A 17,877-nucleotide genomic window follows, 5' to 3' on the forward strand; every position below is an offset into this window, starting at 1 on the left:
GAGAATTTAAACAATCTTTTTAAGCTTCCCGGCGATGATATCCGAGATTTCCGTCGGACGAACAGCCAGATGCTCATCCTGGTGCACGGCGCGGCACGGAAGAGCAGGGTCTGGGCTGGGGGAGGGAAGAGGGGGGCCGGCAGCGCGGGACGGCGCGCGAGCGGGGGGGGATGGCCTCGCCGGGTGGAATCGAACCACCAATTGACCCTTAGGAGGGGCCGGTTATATCCATTTAACTACGGCGAGACGTGCTTTTTTGCGGGGATTGCGTAACCCCTGAAAAACACTGAATTTTTTAGCTAAGGCTTTGATTTCTCAGGGGAAGCGCTAGCCAAAACTATATCACGATTTATCACGCAATCTCATCTGATCTAATATCCAGCTACTACAGAAACTACTACAGCAGGGACGGGATCATGGCCGCGATTGTGAAGATCGGCGCCAAGTGGCGCGCTCAGGTACGCAAAGCCGGACGCAAGTCTATCAGCAGGACGTTCGACACCAAAATCGAGGCGCAACGCTGGGCGATGGAAATCGAGTGCAGCCCTGGCCAGGCGACCGACCTTACCGTGGCCGCTCTGATCCAGAAATACCGTGACCTGCGTCGGGACTCCGGCCGGCCGGTCAAAGACCAGTCCAACGAGGACTACATGCTTCGGCACCTGGCGGACGCGGACCTCGGCCTGGGGCCGATCAAGATGGAACGCCTCGGCACGTCCGACCTGGTGGCCTGGTGTCAGCGACGCAAGAAAGATAACGTTGGGCCGTACACGATCAACATGCACATGTCGAAGCTTGGAACCGCCATCAAGCATACGAAAAGTGTGCTCGGCCTGCGCCTGGGCGATCCCGTCGGCGATGCCCGTCCGACTCTGCATCATTTCGGCCTCATTGGGCCGGGGAAGAAGCGCGACCGCCGGCCGACGGCCAAAGAGCTGGAGGCGCTCTTCACGTATTTCGCCGCTCATTTCCCTTACATGGTGGACGTGCTGACCGTCGCGCTGCACACGGGGCTGCGGCAGGGCGAGATATTTCGTATCCGATGGGCCGACCTCGATTCCAAGCGCCGCATCATCGTGGTGCGGGACCGCAAGCACCCAAAGCAGAAGATCGGCAACGACCAGGAGGTGCCGCTGCTGGGCGAGGCCTGGCCCGCCGTGGACCGTCAACCGAGGGATACGGTCGACGGCCGCATATTTCCCTATCGGGCGCCGACTGTGAGCCAGCTATTCACAAGAACTTGCCGAGACCTGGGCATCCAGGACCTGCACTTTCACGACATGCGCCACGAGGCAGTGAGCAGCTTGTTCGAGGCAGGGTGGCAGATCCCGGAGGTTGCCGCCGTGTCCGGACATAAGGACTGGCGGCAATTGAAGCGATACACGCAGATCGACCCGGCAGGGCTGCACAGCAAGGTGCTGCCGCTGCGCAAGGCTGCTGCCTAATTGGCCTGTCGGGCGGCGTGGTACCGCTGGTCGAGGTACTCGCCCACGGCGCGGACATCGGCGAAGCGGTTGCGGCCTTCCTTGTACGTCGGGACTGGGCACTTGTCGTCGGATATTTGGTTGCGCAGCGTTCCCTCGGCGATTCCAAGTTCTATTGCCAGCTCTCCGAGAGTCAGGCGCATGCGGCCGTACCGCATGTATAGAAGCATCGAGGTGGACGCGCCCCCTGCATTTCCGGTCTGAGACGTCATGCGGCCTTTCATATGAGATCCATCGCTGTGCGCATTTTTAATCGTCCACGTCTCCCGCGCAGGCCCGTTTGAAATCGAGCGCTGCCTGCGGGTTGTGGTTGGTACGGGTTGATCCAGGTGGGTCGAGAACGAGCGCCTCGGCTGGTGGCGGGCGGAATTCGTTGGGATGGGCGCGACTGGCAAGAGCCTCGGCCGTGATTTCGAGGCAACGGGCGAGCAGCGGGTTGCGCAGCGCGTCAGGAAGGGGCACGTGCAGGTTAGAAGCCGCGTAGGCGCGCTCGATCTGCTGGGGCGTGGGCTTAGGCATCACGCTCCCTTCCGGAAGACCCAGCAATGCACGGTGCTCGCGCCGCTGGCGTTCGTTCGGATTCGGCTCTTAACCGTCTTGACGCCGATGAACTTGTGCCGGCGGCTGGTGCGCAGGACCTTTTTCAGATCCCGCAGGTTGGGGACTTGCTGGCGCCGGTTGACCGCTTCCTCGACGTATTGGTTCAGGTTGACAGCTATCTCGTCGTCATTGCAGCTGTGATTCAGCTTAGGCGGCAGCTCGTCGCCGTTGAGGTATTCGAACGAATCCCAGAATTCTTGCACGATGGGATGGTCGGCATTGATGATGTGCTGTCGTTCCGCCGCCATGTCGCCCAGCAGCGCGATGGCTGCGGCGTGCTGCTCGTCGGTCAGTTTGACGACAATGCGCAGGGCATCGATGGTCGCCATCATTTGCGCGTGGCATTTCACGATGCGGACCATTTTCACGTCGGGCCGCGCCTTGATTACGTCGTGGTAGTGCGGCGTGCGCGCTTCGATGATCTGGAGCACCTGGGCCTCGCGCTTCGTCGCCGCGAGAATGAATCCGGACACGTCGGCCGTTGGCGTCGATTCCAGCGCTACCGCGGCGGCATAGGTCTGTGCGTTCTGGCCGGCGCGGTCGATGTTCAGGTGAACGATACGGGAAAGAATCGCTTCCGACGCGCTCACGTCGTTGTTCTGCGCGATGACGATGGATCCCCGGAACGGGGGTTCGTAGGTTTCGTTGCCACCGTTGGCGACCCCGCGAGCGCGGATGCTGCGGCCGTTGTACGCGGTTTTCAGCTCGTCCCAATCGAAGGACTTCACATGGGTTTTCTCGTCTCCCATGCGCTCGCGGTCGGACTCGATCAGCACGACAGGTAGGCCGGACACCTGGGAGAAGTTGCGCGCGCGTGCTGCGAGCGACGCCTTGGACGGATCGAAGCCCTCATAGTCGCTTCGCCCGACCAGTTTCCATAGGAACTCGATGAGCGTCGATTTCCCAGAACCGGCTTCGCCGACGATTTCCAGGAATGGATAGCTCTTGTGGATCGCACGTATCTGCTCGGCAAACAGGGACCCGAACCAGAAGGCCAGGGCAACAAGGCCTTTCGCCCCGAAGGCCGTCCAGACCTGGTTAACCCATCCCGACGTGTAGGCGTGTGGATCGTTGTTGACCGACAACGCGACCGATTGGTTTAGGGATTTGACCGACAGTTTGCCGATGTCGAAGAAATCTTCTTCGTTGATTCGGTAGATGGTGCCGTCCTTGACGGCGATGTCGCCGAGGACATAGCAGCCGTGGTTTCGGCTGTATCCGATGAAATCGACCGTCTCCACCCGTTTGATGTTGTACAGGCGGCGCTCCATCATGCGGTCAAGATGCTGGGCTGTGCCGCTGAACATCGCGCCTGGCGCCACGGCAAGAAGCCGCTTCTTGAACTCGCTGGCCGTGGATACCTGGGACGCCGTGAAGGTGTTTTTCACGGGGGCGCCATCGTGCGGGAATTCCACGCGGAAGTAGTACCAGCTTTCGTCGGTGAGCTTGTTTTCCTGGAAGTACAGCGGTTGCGGGTAGCAGTTGGAGATAGGGCGAATGCCGCCCGACTCGCGTAGCGCTTTCTCGCGCAACTCGTCGTGCGTCATAGGTTCGGCGCCGGGCTCCTCGGCTATCCGGTCCATGGCCTTGTGGTACGCATTGAGGTCGATGCTGAACCAGTACAGGCGCTTGCCGAATTCAAAGTCGAACTCGGTACGGCTGTTGTCGTGCTCGTAGATCAGCAGGGCCTTTTCCGTGGCGTTCGACGCCAGCAGCAGCGCACCGTGGTGGAAATAGGCCTTCAGGCCATCCGGTGTAAGGTGCTTCTTCGCGGTGTCGTCGCCTGCATTGCGGTCCAGCAAATACAGGTCGTTCCAGTCGCGTTTGACCTTGCCCTGGGGAATGAGGGCGGCACGACATGTCCAGCCGTCGGCCCGGGCGCGGCGCACGTGCTTGACCGTGTAGGACCTTCCAGCCTTGTCGCCGTCCAGTGCCCATACCAGCTTAGGCAGGGAATCGCGGCTGTCACGCAAAGCGCGTAGCGCGCCGCTGGGGTAGTTGTTGCATGAAAGCAGTGCGACGGCCGGAATACCGACATGCAGCAAGGCGATGGCATCGAAGATGCCTTCCACAAGCCACAATTCGTCGACGGTATTCAGGTCCACGCGAGGCGGTGTCCACCATTCGCCCATGTAGCTGCCGCCGAACTTGAACCGCGCCTTCTGCTTGCCAAAGCGCGACGGTTCGTCGATCAGGCGTTCCCACCAGGTGTTCGCCACCGGAAACCGCACCGTGGCGGAGCCGATGTTTCTGTCCCGGTCGAAATAATGCTCCTGCGAATAGGTGCTGGCAATCTTTGACAGGTCGAAGCCGCGCGCGTGGACCAGGTACGCGTCGGCGGCGGCGTTCGGGTTGGTCTTTTGCTGCTCGGCGTACCGCTTCGACCAATGGTCGAAGATATCCGGGAACAGTTCCTTGACGTGTCCCTCCCACCCGCAGTTATTCAGCCTGCCACAACGGAGCACCCAGGGGTGCTCCGCATTGGTATACAGCTCTTTCTTGTGGCAAGCGGGGCACAGCCCTTGCCGGAGCCATCCCGCGCGTTCCTTGAAGCCGTATGGCTCCAGGCGCGCCAGCACTTCGCGGTGAATGTCCGGTTTCATGCTGGTCTACCGATATTGTTGAAGGACGGCGGCGCCGTGTTCGTCCAGGCGGTAGAGCCAGGCGCGCATGCCCAGTGATGTGGCGATGGTGCATTCGAGCTTCGCGCCGCGCGAGGCGTCCCATCTGGGCAGCAAAACAATGGCTTCGCACCCTACCAATTCGGGAATGTCGCGCCGCATGCATTCGGCCCACGGTGTGCCGTGGTGCTTGACGATTTCGGCCGGGTTGATGACTTCGATACCGTGGGCGCGCAACCTGGCAGCGGCGTCATGGAACGCGGGGTGGTTCAGGTGAGGATGGCCCGTCATCGGGCCGGCAAGATAGACCTTCATGCCTGTCCCCCGGTGGCCTTGACGATGGCGGCGCGGCGCTCGTGGTATCGCGTCATGCCGTCGGGACTGATGCCGGCGTGCGTCAGCTTTTCGTCGGCACGCGCCTTCTGTGCGGGCGTCATGACGTTCAGCATCACCAGGATGATTTCTTCGGCAGCGTGCAGCTCCGCCAGCAGATCCGGCGCAGCGGTCATCAGACGGGCGTTGGCCCGCCCGACGCCCGCGCAATGCGGGGCGACATCTGCGATTATCTTGTCGCCAGCGACGATTCGTAGCGATATCGAGTCATCGAGGTGCCACGATTCGGGTGTGGGTTTGCCGATGGGCATCATGCGGCCTCCGGCATGTTGCGTTCAAGCATGGCGTGGCGCGCGGCGACGTGAACCAGGCACACCGCGTTGAGCATGTCGGTGGCGAGGTCCTTCTCGCCCTGGGCCGCGTCGAGGAACCAGGTGCTTGCGTTCTCGTAGTGCGCGACGATCAGACGCTCCATGAGGCCGTTGAAGGCCACCAGTTGGGCATCGCTCAAATGGGCCTCTATGCGGGCCATGACGGGGATTGCGGGCATATTTGCATTCCTTCGGGCAACAGTTCCCCGCAATGGGCGCGGACGCCCACTGGCGGATCGGATGAAAAATGGGAGGTTTTAGGCGGCGGTGGTGGGCTCGGCCGGCGAGACGTGGTGCTGGTGGAGCATCCGCAGCAGCTCGGCGGCGGACACCACGCGCGTGGTGTTCGTCGCGCGGTCGACGACGAAGAGCGCGTAGCTGGTGCTGCGGTCCATATCGAAGCTGACACGGCTTTCGCGGCTGCACAGTTCGGCGATGGCCCGGGCCGCATGCGTTTCGGCGGTGTGTTTCGAGCAACTGCACAGCGCCATCAAATGCGACACGCAGCGCTCCAGCATGAGGTTGTCCTGCAAGCCAGGCTTGGGCGTGCCGTTCTCCAGCTCCAGCCGGACGAATTGATAGGCCTGGTCGGAGATAAAGTCGCGGCCCCAGTCCACGGCGGCGACCTGGTTGCGGTAGTGGATGCGGTGCGGGTTAATCGTGCTCATGGAGGAAGCTCCCTTGACGAGGGTCTGTCTTGGATTCGGCCAGCTTGCGCAGGATGTCGGCGCGGCTGGCGAGAGGCAGGTCGATTGCCGGGTTGGCGATGGCCGGCGGTGAAACGGTGCGCACTGCTTCCAGATGGGACACCCAGGTGTGACCGCAAAAGAGGCTGCGGCATTGGAAGTAGAGGACGCGCAGCGTTGGCGACATGGTTTCGCTGGTTCGCACCGTGGCGAAGTGTCCGCAATGGGGGCAGTGCTGGCCGATGGTGTTCACGGCTATCCCTGACGCCGCCGTTGCTTCTTGCATTCGGCTTCGTAGGCCTCAAGACCGCGCCGGTACATCAGTAGCGCGAACTGAGCAGCCGAACGCTCGTCGGCGGCTGCGTAACGCTTGCATTTCTCGAATTCGAGCGACTCCATGCGGAGACCAATCATCGGACGGTGCCCCCGTTTGAGCGCATCTTTACTCATGTTTGGTGTATGTTCCATGTGTGACACCCTGATTTGTAGCGTGACGACCTGATTATGCTCTCAATCGAGAGCATTCGTCAATAGGAATGAATTCAAATGGATGCATCGGCCGAGCGCATTACGGAAGAACGGACTCGACTTGGGATGGGGATTGGGCAATTTGCGGCCGCTGGCGGCGTCGGCAGGGGAGCGCAAGCGAATTATGAGAAGGGCATCAGACAACCGGATTTGCCCTATCTCGCGGCCATCGCAAAGGTCGGGGCTGACGTGCTCTATATCGTCACGGGACACCGCGCCATGTCTGAAGGGCAAGCCGCTGAGGACTTAAAGCGCTACGCCGACGCGTGGCAATTGCTTGACGCGGCATTGAGCAAGTTCAAGCGGACGCTCCCGCCCGAGAAAAAGCGCAAGGCTGTCGACGCGCTGTACCGCGCAAGCAAGGGCCAAGACGGAATCGATGAGCAACAGCTCTCGTTGGTAATAGAACTCGCGGCCTGAGGACAGGATATGGACGACGACAAGATATTGAGGTTTCCCGGTTCGGGCCGCGATTCAGATGTGCTCCAAACACTCCAGGCCGCATTGTCCGAATCTGAGTCAGAGAAATCAGTAATAGACGAGGCACAGCGGCCAGTCACGCGACAGTCCATTAAGGGAGATCGAAACATGCAGGTCGCGGGCGACGTCCACGTGCATCATGGGGCGTCGTTCCCATCGCGTGGCGATTTCATTTCTTGCCCTGCGTGTGGTTTAGCCGTCGGGCGATATGCAGATCATTGCTTGCATTGCGGTAACAACGTCACTCGTCATTTCCAGCAGATTCATCGCGCCAGAGTGCAGCGGCGAGCGACCTATGTAGGTGGCGGGTTATTCACCGTCTTTTTGATCGCCATGGCCCTGATGCAACTGGACCTGCCCGTTTCGTGGCACTGGCCTTTGACTCTTGTCGCCGGCATTAGCGCGTTTTTGGCACTCCTATGCGCTCGAGAAATATGACTTTCTATGCTTTCCACTCGCGTCGCGATTCCTTGCATTAGGTATAGCCTGTTGGTTCGCTTCGTTTGCAGCGTTGCCCTTAACTCGCCGGTAAGGGCTGCACCGTGTGGGGAGAGGAAAAGCGCGCGTGCATGGCGCCGGCAGCTCGTATAGGAAGGATCGATGTACACGGAAGAATCAAAGGTGCTGCCCTTCAAACCCAATGCAACGGCCCACAAGGCCAATGTTGACGTGCTGCGCGTACTGGCGGCGGCGCTACAGGAATCCACACCCACGGATGCACCGGCTTCCAAGCCTGAGCACCATCAGAAAGTCAAAGGAGATTGGAACGTGCAGGTCACGACTGCCGACGCGACATCGCAGAAAATCTGCGGCAACAACAACGTGCAGATCAGCGGCGCCCACCTACTGGTGCGCGTAAACGTTCGCGTCAACCGTCAGTAGCTTCACCATCGAGTGCCGCCGCGTCGTCCGCCTCTTGTTGGAGCGCGACGGCCTCGACAGTTTCAGCCTCCAGGCTGCTGGTCAGACCATTTTCGTCTAGCTTGTGCACGATGCGCGATACAAGCCACGTGATGCCGCCCATGGGGGCTTTCATGGCAGGAAACTGGATCTTTGCTTGTGGCACCAGCTCCGGGCGACCGTAGGCCAAATCGAATTGCAGCGTCGCCGTGCCGCGCTGAATTCGCTGCCATTCGGCCCGGGCGTTATCGAGCGCGTCCTGCTCGCTGCCAAAGACGGACCTCATTCGCTTTGCATTGCCGATTACGCCGACAACGACGTTGCGGCGTGTTCCTCCCGCCTTGTCCTGCCAATACGCCCGCACGCCTGTATACGCGTCGCGGTCGGCGACGTGGAAGCGAAACCCGTCGCCATCCGCGCGTGACAAGACCACGGTAGGCATGTCGGCGCCGCTGGCCGTTTTTCCCTTGTCGATGGAGAGAAAGAGCAGCCGTCCCTCTTTGACCGTCGCCACCGCGTCGTATCGCTTGCCTATCCGGTTCAGGAATGCCACGTCCGATTCGTTCGTCTGGTCGATGTGCGGCACCACTACGTTGCCGAACGATTGCCCCACAACTGGATCCAGGCCATGCGCCTTGGCAACGGTGGACACGATATCGTTGATGGTCTTGCCGTGAAAGCTGCGTTCGGTGCGCGTGCGCAGCGCCGCCGCCAGGTTGGCGCTGCGGGCGCGCAGTGTGATCTGGTCCGGTGGGCCGCTGTACTCGACTTCGTCCACGACGAACGTTCCCTTGTCGACCAGGCCGGTTTGCTCCCAGCCGAGGAACACGCGTAGCGTGACACCCAGCCTCGGGATCTCCAGCAGGCCATCGTTGTCGTGCAGCACGATATCGAGCTGGTCCGCCTCGCCGCCCCGGCATTCGGTGATCGACAGGCTATCCAGGCGCGACGCCATCCCGGCGCTGACATCGCGACCATCGAGCGTGACGCGCCAGATCGCGCGCGGATATGCATACGGCCCAATGCTCACGAAAGCCCCCAATCGGTCACAGAGCCATCCAGGGCGCCGATAGGAAGCTGCAAGTCATCGAGCAGTGTCTGGGCCTTGCTGCTGTCCACGCGCGCCAGCGTGATGCTGAAATCGACCTTCCGGGCCTGGCCGTTCACGCTGAGGTTGCTATGGTCCTCGCTCTTGTCGCGGATGACGTAGGCGCCGTAGACCGCGCCCGACCCGTCCACCAAGACGTAAGCCTTGCCGGTGTCAGCCATGCGGTGCAGGAGCGTGAGCGAGCCGGCCGACCCAATCAGCTCGGGCGCGACCCATCCGGCCAACGTGATGGTGTCCTCTCCGATGCCGGCGAACTGGTAGGCAGGCTGGGCGCCCATCCTCGGCTTGGACGGATGCCGCCATTCCGATTGCCGCCGCAAGGTCTGGTAAGCGACCGTCGGCAGGCTGAAAACAAACATTCCAAGGGCCATCATCATGGTGAATGCTCCTATGCGTCGTCGAGGTAGGCAGACCGCACGCGCGCGGCTTTCTCGCGGTCTCGCCTGCGCAATGCGTCCTCGACCGCGCGTCCGATGTCGTCGGCCGACATGCCGGCGGCGGGCGAAATGGTGATTTGGATGGTGTCGCCCTGGACGATGACCTGGCGGGCCTCGGCAGGCGGCAGTGCCGGCCGGGTATCGAACGGCCCGGCACCTTGCGCGGCAATGACGCCGCCCGGCGCGCCAGAATCGGCCAGGACGGGCGAAACCGGCGCCAGGGCACCTCCGATAGCTACCGAAGCGGCAAGCGCCTGTGCGGCGCGTATCGCGGCCGGCTGGGCATTGCGGATACCGGCGGCCGCACCTTGGGACACGAATTCGCCCTGCGCCATGAAAACCCGGCTAGGCGAGCGGATGCCCAATTTCTCCTTGAACCAGTCGACCATGCCGCCGCCCAGGTTGCTGATGGTGTCCTTCACGGCGCCGCCCATGCTGGTAATGCCGTTAATAAGGCCCTGGATCAGCATGCTGCCGAACTCGCTGAATTTCGCGGGCAGCTCGACGCCGAGGGCGGACAGGCCGGCCGAAATCGCGCGATAGAGCAAGCCCATGGGCGACCAGTCGGCGAGCAGGGCGCCCACGCCGGCAAGGCCGCCGGAGAATGCCTGTTTCACGCTATCCCACAACCCGATGAAAAACGCCCTGATCGGCTCCCAATACTGATAGATCAGGTAAGCGGCCACGGCGATGCCCGTCAATGCGAGCATCAGTGGGTTCGTGAGCAATGCCCGGCCAACGGCCACGACAGCGGACCCGACGCCGCCCACCGCCCGGGCCAATAGGCCGAAGAGGGATGCAACGCTGGGTAGCGCTATGCCGATCTGCGCGAACATGAACCGAGTCAGCGCCATGGGGCCGACGACGGACGCGAAGGCCAGCGCGAGTCCACCGAACGCAGCGGCCAGGCCCGTCGCGACGGCCAGGATCTTGACCAGCGTTCCGACCAGTACGGGATTGGCGCGCGCCCACTCGCCGAAGCGCGCGGCCAGGTCGCCCGCCCAATTGAGCAGTTCCTTCAATTGCGGCGCCACGGTGGCACCCACGGTGGCAAGGGCGTTTGTGAAGCTACCCTCGGCGGCTTCGGCGGTATTGGCGAGCGTTTGCAACTGCTCGTCGACGCGCTTTTGCAGGTCGCCTTGCTCCTGCATGCGCGTGACGACATCCTTGTAGCCCGCGACTCCCTTCGCCATCAACGTATTGACGACTTGCAGCGTTTCGGCATCGTCGCCGAATAGCGCTTTCAGGACGCTGGTGCGTTGCACGCTGGTGAGCGATTTCAGGCGGTCGAGCTGCGCGAATAGTTGGTCCAGTCCGCCGAACTCCCCTTTGCCGTCAGTGAAGTCCAGTTTGAAACCTTGCGTCGCGAGCAGTGCGTTGGCTTTACCCACCTTATCGGCATCAAGCCCGGCCTGGAATACCTTCCGCAGGGCATTGCCGGCCGATTCGCCCACCATGCCGGTCTGGTCCATCATGACCAGCAGCGGAGCCAGCATCTTGCTGGCCTCCAGGCCCTCGCGCCCGATGATGCCGAGGACTGGAGAAAGCTTCGTGAAGCCCTGCAGCATGTTGTTGGAGTCGACGCCGATATAGAACGTGCGCTGTATCACGTCCATTAGGCCCATCATGTCCTTTTCGCTGGTGCGTGTTGCGTCCTGCATCTTGGCGGCGAACTCGGCGGCTTCGGTGACAGGCATTTTGAGCAGCACGCCGAGGTAGGCCGTGGCCTTGCCCAGGCCGCCCAGTATCGTTGCGGATGACATGCCCTGGCGGCGCAACATGGTCATCATGTTCTGGAAGTCAGCGGTCGTGCCGGGTAGCTTGTCGCCCAACTGCGTCGCCAGATCGCTGATGCGTTGGAAATCGGCCGCCACGGTGCCGTCGCTGCCCATTAGCGCGACCTTGAGTTGGGTGGCGGCGTCCTCGGCGGGCGCGAAAGCGCCGACCACGGCGCTCAGAGGCCGTGACAGCGCATAGGCGCCACCCAGGCCGCCCGCACCGGCCACCGCCGCGCTGCCCGCTACGCTGCGCCCGCGCTCCAGTGCCGTCCGGGCTCGCGCCTGCCGTTCCTGACGTTCTGCGACAGCCTTCAGCCGTGCCGCTTGTTGCGCCAAGGCCTGGTTGGTCTGTCCGATGTTCTGGCGCAGTTCGCGTTCGTGGCTGGAGAGGTTGCCGGTGGAGACCCCCGCTGCCGACAACCGGCTGCGCAGCTCTTGGAGCCGGACGGATTGCTGGGCAGCGGCATCCTTTAAACGGCCAGCCGTCGCGACGGCACGGTCGAATTCGCGGCGCATCTCTCGTGTTGGATTCTGCGTGTCGCGCATTTGCCGGGAGAGCTGCCCGACACGTTCTTGGGCAGCGGCAAGCTCGCTACGGGCGCCGCGCAGACCGGCCGACAGGCCGCGAAACTCGCCGATGTCGCGTTGGGTGGCATTCAAGGTGCGCAGGCGATCACGTAGCGCCACCATTTCCTTGCCTGACGCGGCGGCTTCACCCTTGATCTTGGAGAGTGGCCCTGCAAGCTTGTCCTGCAGGGCCGTGACGACACGCAGCGCGAGGGCTTTGTCCATGGGTCAGGATTCCGGGTTGTGCCGCACCCGCGCCCGTTCACGCCATTGGTACAGCTCGTGCAAGGCCATGGCGTAAAGATCCGCACGCGGCCAATGAAAGACATAGGCGATGTCGGCCACCGCCTCGTCCACTAGATCAGGAATTTGGCCCTGTCTGCCTTCGTCAGCAAAAAAGAGGCAATCGCCGCCCCCAGGCTCATCAGATCGGCGGGGTCGAGCCGGGACACCTCCAGCGCGGTCAGCATCGGCGTGCTGACGCGCGGCAGCACCGTCTGCAGGGCGATGACATCGATCTGGCCCAGCGCGACGAGCGACACGCCGCGCAGGGCGCCGGCATCCGGCTTGCGGATGGTGATACTGCCGATGCTCTGCTCGCCGCGTTGAATGGGCTCGTCCAACTCGACGACGCGGATGTTCGGGTTTTCGGTGGCAGCTTGCTTGCCGTCCTGGTCATTGGTGGTAGTCATGAATGCTCCAGAGGGTTGGCGGCTTACATGCCGATGGCGCGGCGGATGGCTTCGTTGCGGTCCACGCCACCGATCATTTCCAACAGGTTGAAGATATCGACTTCGATCAGGACTTCGCCGTTGAGCGTTTCCTTGTAGTAGACGCACTCGGTGGAAATCTTCCATTCGGTGTCGTCGCCCACTTTCGAGTCGCCGCGGTCAAGCTCCGAGTGCCGGCCGCGAAAGACGATTTCCACCGTGTCCACGGCCCCGGTGTCGTCGCGCTGGTACGCGGCCATGAACCGGAGCTGTACGCCGTCGACGGTGCCGTTACCCATTTGCTGGAGCACCTTCTTGACGTAGCCGGCGCACGTCCACTCCAGTTTCAGAGCGTCGTCGTCCAGGCCGAAATCGGCCTTGGCCGCGCCACCCATGCCGGCGGCCCGAAAGGCCTCCATCTTGCGCGACAACTTGGGCAGCGTGACGGCCGTGGCGACGCCGAGCATGGACTCGGCATCGTTCGTAATATTCATGTTCTTGAGCTTGGAGGGCATGCCCATGTCGATTGCTCCGTAAGTCGATGATCGGAAAAAGGGGCCGGGCGGATGCCCGACCGGCTATCAGGCGTTCACGCGATCAGCGAAATTGACCAGGTAGCGGTCCGTGATGCGCTGACGGAAGACGATGTTCTCGGCAGGCGGGACCGGCGTATAGTCGTAGTCGATGTAGAACTGCCCGGACTTGAGCACTTCCTTGGTATTGGGCTCGGGATCGAACCAGGCCTGGCCGTCGATGATGTAACCCAGGTTCTTCCACGTCCGCATCTTGCTGTTGATGCCTTCGATGATGTCTTTCACCAGCGTGGGGTGCAGCGGTGCGTCCACTGCCCACATATGTGCCTCGGCCATGGTGTCGGCGATGATCTGGGCGGTGCGGGTGTAATTCTCGAAGGGATAGAGGCTTTGTGGCCCGGCGCAGGTCCGGCTACCCCAGAAGCGGTAGCCGGTCTTTTCGATCAGTGTGGTGATGTCCTTTGCGTTCAGGTAGCCCGCATCGGTGGCGGGGTCCTGCAGGTCCCACCAAACATCTTTGCTGATGCCCGTCACGTTGTTGACGACGACGTTGGACAGGGTCTTGTGCCAGCCGATATCGTTGTCGATCTTAGCGCGCAGGCCCAGGGCGGTGGCTGACGCCGAAATGATGGCATCGGCGCTGGCGACGGTGTCCCAGCCCATGAACTCGGGCCAGATCAGCATCAGCTCGCGCTGGCCGAACGTTTCGCGGTACGCCGCCACGTCCTCTTTCGTGTCGTTCCCCAGGCAGCTCGCGTATGCAAAGCCGCGTAGCTTCTGTGCGATGCTCGCGAGCTGCGCGGTGACACTTTCATTTTCCAGGCCCGGTGCGCCCAGGATCCGGGGTTTGACGCGCGGCCCGCCAGTCTGTGCGGCCAGCAGGGCGTTCAAGCCGGTGTACATGCCGGATGCGTCGACACCGCCGATAACGTTGGACGTGGTTTCCGCCTCCGTTTCGCCCTCGGCCACGCGCACCACGACGGTGGCGGGATTGGTTTGCGCGGAAATGGCGGACAGTGTCTTGGCGAGCGTGCCCTTGTCGCCCGCCTTGCCCAGCGCGCCCAGGACGTTGGTCAATAGGATGGGGCGGTTGAGCGGGAACGTCGTCGCATCGGCATCCTCGGCCGTCGCGACAATGCCGACGATGGAGGTTTCGACGGTACGGATCGGCCGTGTGCCGTCGTCGACTTCGAGCACGCGTACGCCGTGATGGTAGGAATCGGCAGCCATGGAGAGCCCTCAAGTGATGGTGAGCGGAACCCGCCGGGATGGCGACGGGAATACCGCCCAGTCTGAGGTTGCGCTCTCGCGCGCGCACGTATTCGCCGTTGTATACGGCGCGCCAACAAGGTGGTGGCTATGCTGTGCGGCGCTCTTTCGTGATGCCGGACAGGCGATCCACGGCCACGTTGAAATAGTGCTCGCTCATCTCGATGCCGGTGAACTGCTTTCCTTGCAGGATGGCGGCGGCGCCCGTCGTCCCGTACCCCATGAACGGATCGAGGACGTGCGCGCCGCACGCGGCCAGCAGGCTGTCCATCAAGGGCAGTGGTTTGCCGACCTGGTGCAGCTTTTCCCCCGGCTTCTGCTGGACGCGGAATACGCCCGGGGCATAGCCATTGCCCGTCAAGGCGCCCTTGCTGCCCCACGCGAAATACTCCGCCTGGGCGCGAAAACCGCCCTTGTAAGGGCGCGAGCTGCCCGCTTTATCCCATACGCCGACGCCACGCCAGGTGAAGCCCGCCGATTGCAACGCGTCGGTGGTGACGGGAAGTTGCCGCCAGTCGCTGAAAACAACCATCAGGCCGCCGGGGGCGAGGCGCGCAAAGCATAGGGACATCCATAAGGCGGACCAATGCAAGTAACTCCGCTGGTCCTTGGTATCGCCGGGGAAATCGGGCCAGGGTGAATCCTTGCCGGAATTCAGGTATTTGTTCCCGGTGGATCCGGCGCGCTGACCCTTGGACTGCCCGCCGCTGGAATAGGGTGGGTCCGTGACGACGGCGTCGAACGTGCCGGTCAGCGCTGGCAATATGGAAAGGCAGTCGCCCAGGAACAGATCGGCCGTGGTAAGGGCCTTATGCCTGACTGCGACGGGAGCGGTGCGGGGGCGAATCTTCATGGAGCAATTCCTTGTTGGACGCTCCATGGCGTTCGGCGTTTAGGGTGCTCGCGGCACTCGCGTGATTGAAAGTCCCGCATCGCGGGCACTTGATCCGGATGGAGACAAAAAGACCTTCGGCCAGCTTGCGCTGGCAGGAACCGCATCGAAATTCGGTCATGGGGCTGCAAACCGTGTGAAGTTTTGGTAGCCTTTGCCCCGCCTGTCGACAGGTGGCGCGGCCCTGGCCAATCCGGCAGCCCTATACTGCTGGTGCGGGGTATCGGGAGTGTTAGCGCACTCCCGATACCGCCGCGTCTTTTTCGTGCTGCGGGTAGTGTCTGCGTTCCCGCGCACCCGCGCACCCCGAATGGGTTGTTTGCGCCTCGATCACAATGTGATACTTCGTCTTTTTGCGCAGACAATGAACATTGCAGGCATCAAGGCACGGCGGCTTCGTGAAATCACCCCGACATTGAGCGAGGCGCTACGGCGATATCTGGAAGAGGTGTCGATAGCGAAGAAAGGGCACATCCAGGAACGATCCATCGCCCGTGCCTGGATGGCAACGCGCCTGTGCAATCGCCCCGTGGACCGCATCAGGAATTCCGACTTAATCGAGCTGCGCGACGCCTGGCAGGCGACGCACGCAGCTTCGACCGTGGTCCGCCGCCTTGCCTTCTTGTCTCATGTCTACACCGTCATCCGCAAGGATTGGGGATTCGACTCGCTGGCGAACCCCGTGCAGCTCGTACGCAGGCCTGCGGTCAGCGATGCCCGCGACCGGCGGTTCTTCGACCGGATACGTCTGCGTGGCGTGTCGGAAGGGGAATGCCCGCGCCGCGAGGTCGAATGGATCATTCGCGCCACGCGGTCGCGCGAGCTGCCGACCATCCTTACCCTCGCAGTCGAAACGGGCATGCGCCGCTCCGAGATCGTGGGAATACGCCGCGAGAACCTCGACCTGCAGCATGGCGTGGTGCATGTGCCGAACTCCAAGAACGGCCGAGCGCGCGACGTGCCGTTGACGCCGTTCGCAAAGGAAGCGTTGCGGCGGTGGGTGATCGGACGGCCAATGCGCGGGCGGATATTTTCGATGGCGGGCGGATCGGTCACACGGGCGTTCATCCGTGCCAGGAAGCGCGCGCGCCGACATTACGAGGCGCTTTGCCGTGAGCATGGGCGCCGGCCGAACACCGCCTATTTCCAAGACCTGCGCTTTCATGATGCGCGGCACGAGGGGACATCGCAGCTCGCGACGGTATTCCAGATCCATGAGCTGGCGAAGGTGAACGGTAACGTCGATACGCGGATGCTGCTGCGCTACTACCATCCTCACGGCAGGGAGTTGGCCCAGAAGCTAACGCGCAGCGCGTTGGGCCGGCGTCAGCTCGATCAGTTGCGGGACGAGCGGCTGCTGCTGGAGGCGGCTTAGGTGGACGCCGCAGTCTCGTCGTCTACCTGCTGATCGCCGTCCCCGGGTTCCACCACTTCGGGAGCTTCCGTAGTAAGCCAAGCGGGGATTTCTCCCCATCCTGAGTATCGCGCGTCCTGCCCATCGACCTCCGCGATTTCGCCCAGCGTGTATTGCTTGCCGGTGCCTACCATATAAAGGGTGTCACCGCGATGGTCTTCGACCACATCCCACGCTTGCCCGTTCCAGCGCGCGACATGCCCCTCGGGCGCCTGCGGCGGTGATTGGCGAACCGCGCCAAAAGGGATGTTGTAGTTGCCGGCATCCAAGGCCAGTTCGTTTGCCTTTGTCGGGTAGAGGAAAAGCCCGCTGGTGTCAGTTTGATATACGGGAAGTTGCATCATCTACTCCTGTGGTTAAGAAATTTGCACTGCAAATGCAAGAGCGCTCGGTAGCCGGCAGTTGGATGCCCTCCAACGCATCCAGGGGTCGGTCGACGGGTACAACGACTTCGCAACGTTCTCTGGTGCTTTCGTCGGCAGCAACACAAGCTCCAACACCCCGAATACTGGCACGCGAAGCACCAATCACCAGGTCAGCTTCGACTCGGCTCGGGTTGCGCGATCGTCGAGCGAAACCCGCCCGGTGAACGCCGCCTACCATCCTCGCATCCATGCGTGACGTACCTTTCACTGCAAATGCAAGGGTAATGGGCTCTCGGCAATCGAACCAGAACAAGGCGCATACTCATTCCGTCCCTAATCTGGTGTCGCTGAACAACGGAGCTGTGTGGCGCTCGTCCGAGCCGTACAACGGGCTGGCGACTACCGCCACTGGTTCTTCCGGTGGCGCTGAAAGCCGGCCGGACAACACTGCCTACAACCCGCGAATCCATGTCTAGATCACGCATGAAGACGCGGAAAGAAGGCTAGGTTTATGGGGCGGGTTTCAGCGCCGCCTGTGTTCGTGGTGAGCCCCCAGCCGCCCGTAGCAGCACTCGAAGCCACATCTACCAAGCCGCCGGAACCGATAGACAGCGACTTGGACGAGAGCTGGTGGCTGTGGGCCTTGAACGCGTCGCTCTGCCTGGATCCGAGCGCCCTTGCATTTGCAGTGTCAGGTACGTCACGCATGGATGCGAGGATGGTAGGCGGCGTTCACCGGGCGGGTTTCGCTCGACGATCGCGCAACCCGAGCCGAGTCGAAGCTGACCTGGTGATTGATGC

General features: G+C 62.2%; 24 protein-coding genes and 1 tRNA gene. 5 read left to right on the forward strand and 20 right to left on the reverse strand.

The genetic code is table 11. From position 1 onward, the window contains the following. Nucleotides 1–171: 171 nt before the first annotated feature. A tRNA-Arg gene (locus tag CAL26_RS05815) sits at nt 172–246 on the reverse strand. Between the two features lie 170 nt (nt 247–416). Here CAL26_RS05815 and CAL26_RS05820 point away from each other — a divergent pair. Continuing rightward, nucleotides 417–1,445 carry a site-specific integrase gene (locus tag CAL26_RS05820; protein ID WP_094845920.1) on the forward strand — a complete coding sequence of 343 codons (1,029 nt, stop codon included), beginning with the start codon at nt 417–419 and terminating at the stop codon, nt 1,443–1,445. On the opposite strand, the gene CAL26_RS05825 is transcribed toward CAL26_RS05820, so the two are convergent. The 9 genes from CAL26_RS05825 to CAL26_RS28025 form a co-directional block, all read right to left on the reverse strand. Next, a complete protein-coding gene (locus tag CAL26_RS05825) occupies nt 1,442–1,696 on the reverse strand; it encodes a hypothetical protein (RefSeq protein WP_306437088.1) in 255 nt (84 codons plus the stop codon). The genes CAL26_RS05820 and CAL26_RS05825 overlap by 4 nt on opposite strands. A gap of 37 nt (nt 1,697–1,733) precedes the next feature. After that, nucleotides 1,734–2,003: a hypothetical protein gene (locus tag CAL26_RS28020; RefSeq protein ID WP_143277355.1), complete on the reverse strand. Its 270-nt coding sequence runs from the start codon at nt 2,001–2,003 to the stop codon at nt 1,734–1,736. Continuing rightward, complete coding sequence (locus CAL26_RS05830) at nt 2,003–4,687, reverse strand: toprim domain-containing protein (protein WP_179283263.1); 2,685 nt, start codon at nt 4,685–4,687, stop codon at nt 2,003–2,005. The genes CAL26_RS28020 and CAL26_RS05830 overlap by 1 nt, the downstream gene beginning before the upstream one ends. A gap of 6 nt (nt 4,688–4,693) precedes the next feature. Further along, the gene (locus CAL26_RS05835; protein ID WP_094845921.1) at nt 4,694–5,020 is read right to left on the reverse strand and encodes a DUF4406 domain-containing protein; all 327 of its coding nucleotides are present in this window, start codon (nt 5,018–5,020) and stop codon (nt 4,694–4,696) included. Next, nucleotides 5,017–5,352, reverse strand: coding sequence for a hypothetical protein (locus CAL26_RS05840; RefSeq protein ID WP_094845922.1), 336 nt, complete (start codon nt 5,350–5,352; stop codon nt 5,017–5,019). Before CAL26_RS05840 ends, CAL26_RS05835 begins: the two co-directional genes overlap by 4 nt. After that, on the reverse strand, nt 5,349–5,588 hold the full coding sequence (locus tag CAL26_RS05845) for a hypothetical protein (protein WP_094845923.1): 240 nt from the start codon (nt 5,586–5,588) through the stop codon (nt 5,349–5,351). Before CAL26_RS05845 ends, CAL26_RS05840 begins: the two co-directional genes overlap by 4 nt. A gap of 78 nt (nt 5,589–5,666) precedes the next feature. Continuing rightward, on the reverse strand, nt 5,667–6,077 hold the full coding sequence (locus CAL26_RS05850; protein WP_094845924.1) for a hypothetical protein: 411 nt from the start codon (nt 6,075–6,077) through the stop codon (nt 5,667–5,669). Further along, nucleotides 6,064–6,348, reverse strand: coding sequence for an ogr/Delta-like zinc finger family protein (locus CAL26_RS05855; protein WP_256988001.1), 285 nt, complete (start codon nt 6,346–6,348; stop codon nt 6,064–6,066). Before CAL26_RS05855 ends, CAL26_RS05850 begins: the two co-directional genes overlap by 14 nt. Nucleotides 6,349–6,350: 2 nt before the next feature. Further along, entirely contained in the window at nt 6,351–6,563 is a 213-nt protein-coding gene (locus CAL26_RS28025) for a hypothetical protein (protein ID WP_143277356.1), read from the reverse strand. A gap of 78 nt (nt 6,564–6,641) precedes the next feature. Between CAL26_RS28025 and CAL26_RS28285 the strand changes: the two genes are divergently transcribed. From CAL26_RS28285 to CAL26_RS05865, 3 genes are all read left to right on the forward strand, one after another. After that, nucleotides 6,642–7,043: a hypothetical protein gene (locus CAL26_RS28285; RefSeq protein ID WP_179283264.1), complete on the forward strand. Its 402-nt coding sequence runs from the start codon at nt 6,642–6,644 to the stop codon at nt 7,041–7,043. A gap of 9 nt (nt 7,044–7,052) precedes the next feature. Further along, complete coding sequence (locus tag CAL26_RS28030) at nt 7,053–7,541, forward strand: hypothetical protein (RefSeq protein ID WP_143277357.1); 489 nt, start codon at nt 7,053–7,055, stop codon at nt 7,539–7,541. 162 nt (nt 7,542–7,703) lie between these two features. After that, a complete protein-coding gene (locus tag CAL26_RS05865; protein WP_094845925.1) occupies nt 7,704–7,985 on the forward strand; it encodes a hypothetical protein in 282 nt (93 codons plus the stop codon). Here the strand turns inward: CAL26_RS05865 and CAL26_RS05870 are convergent. From CAL26_RS05870 to CAL26_RS05910, 9 genes are all read right to left on the reverse strand, one after another. Then, complete coding sequence (locus CAL26_RS05870; protein ID WP_256988004.1) at nt 7,972–9,033, reverse strand: contractile injection system protein, VgrG/Pvc8 family; 1,062 nt, start codon at nt 9,031–9,033, stop codon at nt 7,972–7,974. The genes CAL26_RS05865 and CAL26_RS05870 overlap by 14 nt on opposite strands. Continuing rightward, complete coding sequence (locus CAL26_RS05875) at nt 9,030–9,488, reverse strand: phage tail protein (protein WP_094845926.1); 459 nt, start codon at nt 9,486–9,488, stop codon at nt 9,030–9,032. The genes CAL26_RS05870 and CAL26_RS05875 overlap by 4 nt, the downstream gene beginning before the upstream one ends. Nucleotides 9,489–9,499: 11 nt before the next feature. Next, the gene (locus CAL26_RS05880) at nt 9,500–12,118 is read right to left on the reverse strand and encodes a phage tail tape measure protein (RefSeq protein ID WP_094845927.1); all 2,619 of its coding nucleotides are present in this window, start codon (nt 12,116–12,118) and stop codon (nt 9,500–9,502) included. Nucleotides 12,119–12,121: 3 nt separating this feature from the next. Beyond that, entirely contained in the window at nt 12,122–12,250 is a 129-nt protein-coding gene (locus tag CAL26_RS05885; protein ID WP_373454442.1) for a GpE family phage tail protein, read from the reverse strand. Further along, nucleotides 12,250–12,585 (reverse strand): phage tail assembly protein, encoded by a 336-nt coding sequence (locus CAL26_RS05890; RefSeq protein ID WP_094845928.1) that lies wholly within the window; start codon nt 12,583–12,585, stop codon nt 12,250–12,252. Before CAL26_RS05890 ends, CAL26_RS05885 begins: the two co-directional genes overlap by 1 nt. A 23-nt stretch (nt 12,586–12,608) precedes the next feature. Beyond that, the gene (locus CAL26_RS05895) at nt 12,609–13,124 is read right to left on the reverse strand and encodes a phage major tail tube protein (RefSeq protein WP_094845929.1); all 516 of its coding nucleotides are present in this window, start codon (nt 13,122–13,124) and stop codon (nt 12,609–12,611) included. Nucleotides 13,125–13,184: 60 nt separating this feature from the next. Next, nucleotides 13,185–14,366 carry a phage tail sheath protein gene (locus tag CAL26_RS05900; protein WP_094845930.1) on the reverse strand — a complete coding sequence of 394 codons (1,182 nt, stop codon included), beginning with the start codon at nt 14,364–14,366 and terminating at the stop codon, nt 13,185–13,187. A 127-nt stretch (nt 14,367–14,493) separates the two neighbouring features. After that, on the reverse strand, nt 14,494–15,285 hold the full coding sequence (locus tag CAL26_RS05905; RefSeq protein ID WP_218831504.1) for a DNA-methyltransferase: 792 nt from the start codon (nt 15,283–15,285) through the stop codon (nt 14,494–14,496). Continuing rightward, complete coding sequence (locus tag CAL26_RS05910) at nt 15,215–15,418, reverse strand: Com family DNA-binding transcriptional regulator (RefSeq protein WP_094845932.1); 204 nt, start codon at nt 15,416–15,418, stop codon at nt 15,215–15,217. The genes CAL26_RS05905 and CAL26_RS05910 overlap by 71 nt, the downstream gene beginning before the upstream one ends. 243 nt (nt 15,419–15,661) lie before the next feature. Here CAL26_RS05910 and CAL26_RS05915 point away from each other — a divergent pair, with 243 nt between their 5' ends. Beyond that, entirely contained in the window at nt 15,662–16,672 is a 1,011-nt protein-coding gene (locus CAL26_RS05915; protein WP_256988010.1) for a site-specific integrase, read from the forward strand. Here CAL26_RS05915 and CAL26_RS05920 read toward each other — a convergent pair. Then, nucleotides 16,669–17,055: a phage tail protein gene (locus CAL26_RS05920; RefSeq protein ID WP_179283265.1), complete on the reverse strand. Its 387-nt coding sequence runs from the start codon at nt 17,053–17,055 to the stop codon at nt 16,669–16,671. The two genes, CAL26_RS05915 and CAL26_RS05920, sit on opposite strands and share 4 nt — an antisense overlap. Between the last annotated feature and the right edge of the window lie 822 nt (nt 17,056–17,877).

The sequence above is a fragment of the Bordetella genomosp. 9 genome, assembly GCF_002261425.1.
Classification (GTDB): Bacteria; Pseudomonadota; Gammaproteobacteria; order Burkholderiales; family Burkholderiaceae_B; genus Bordetella_C.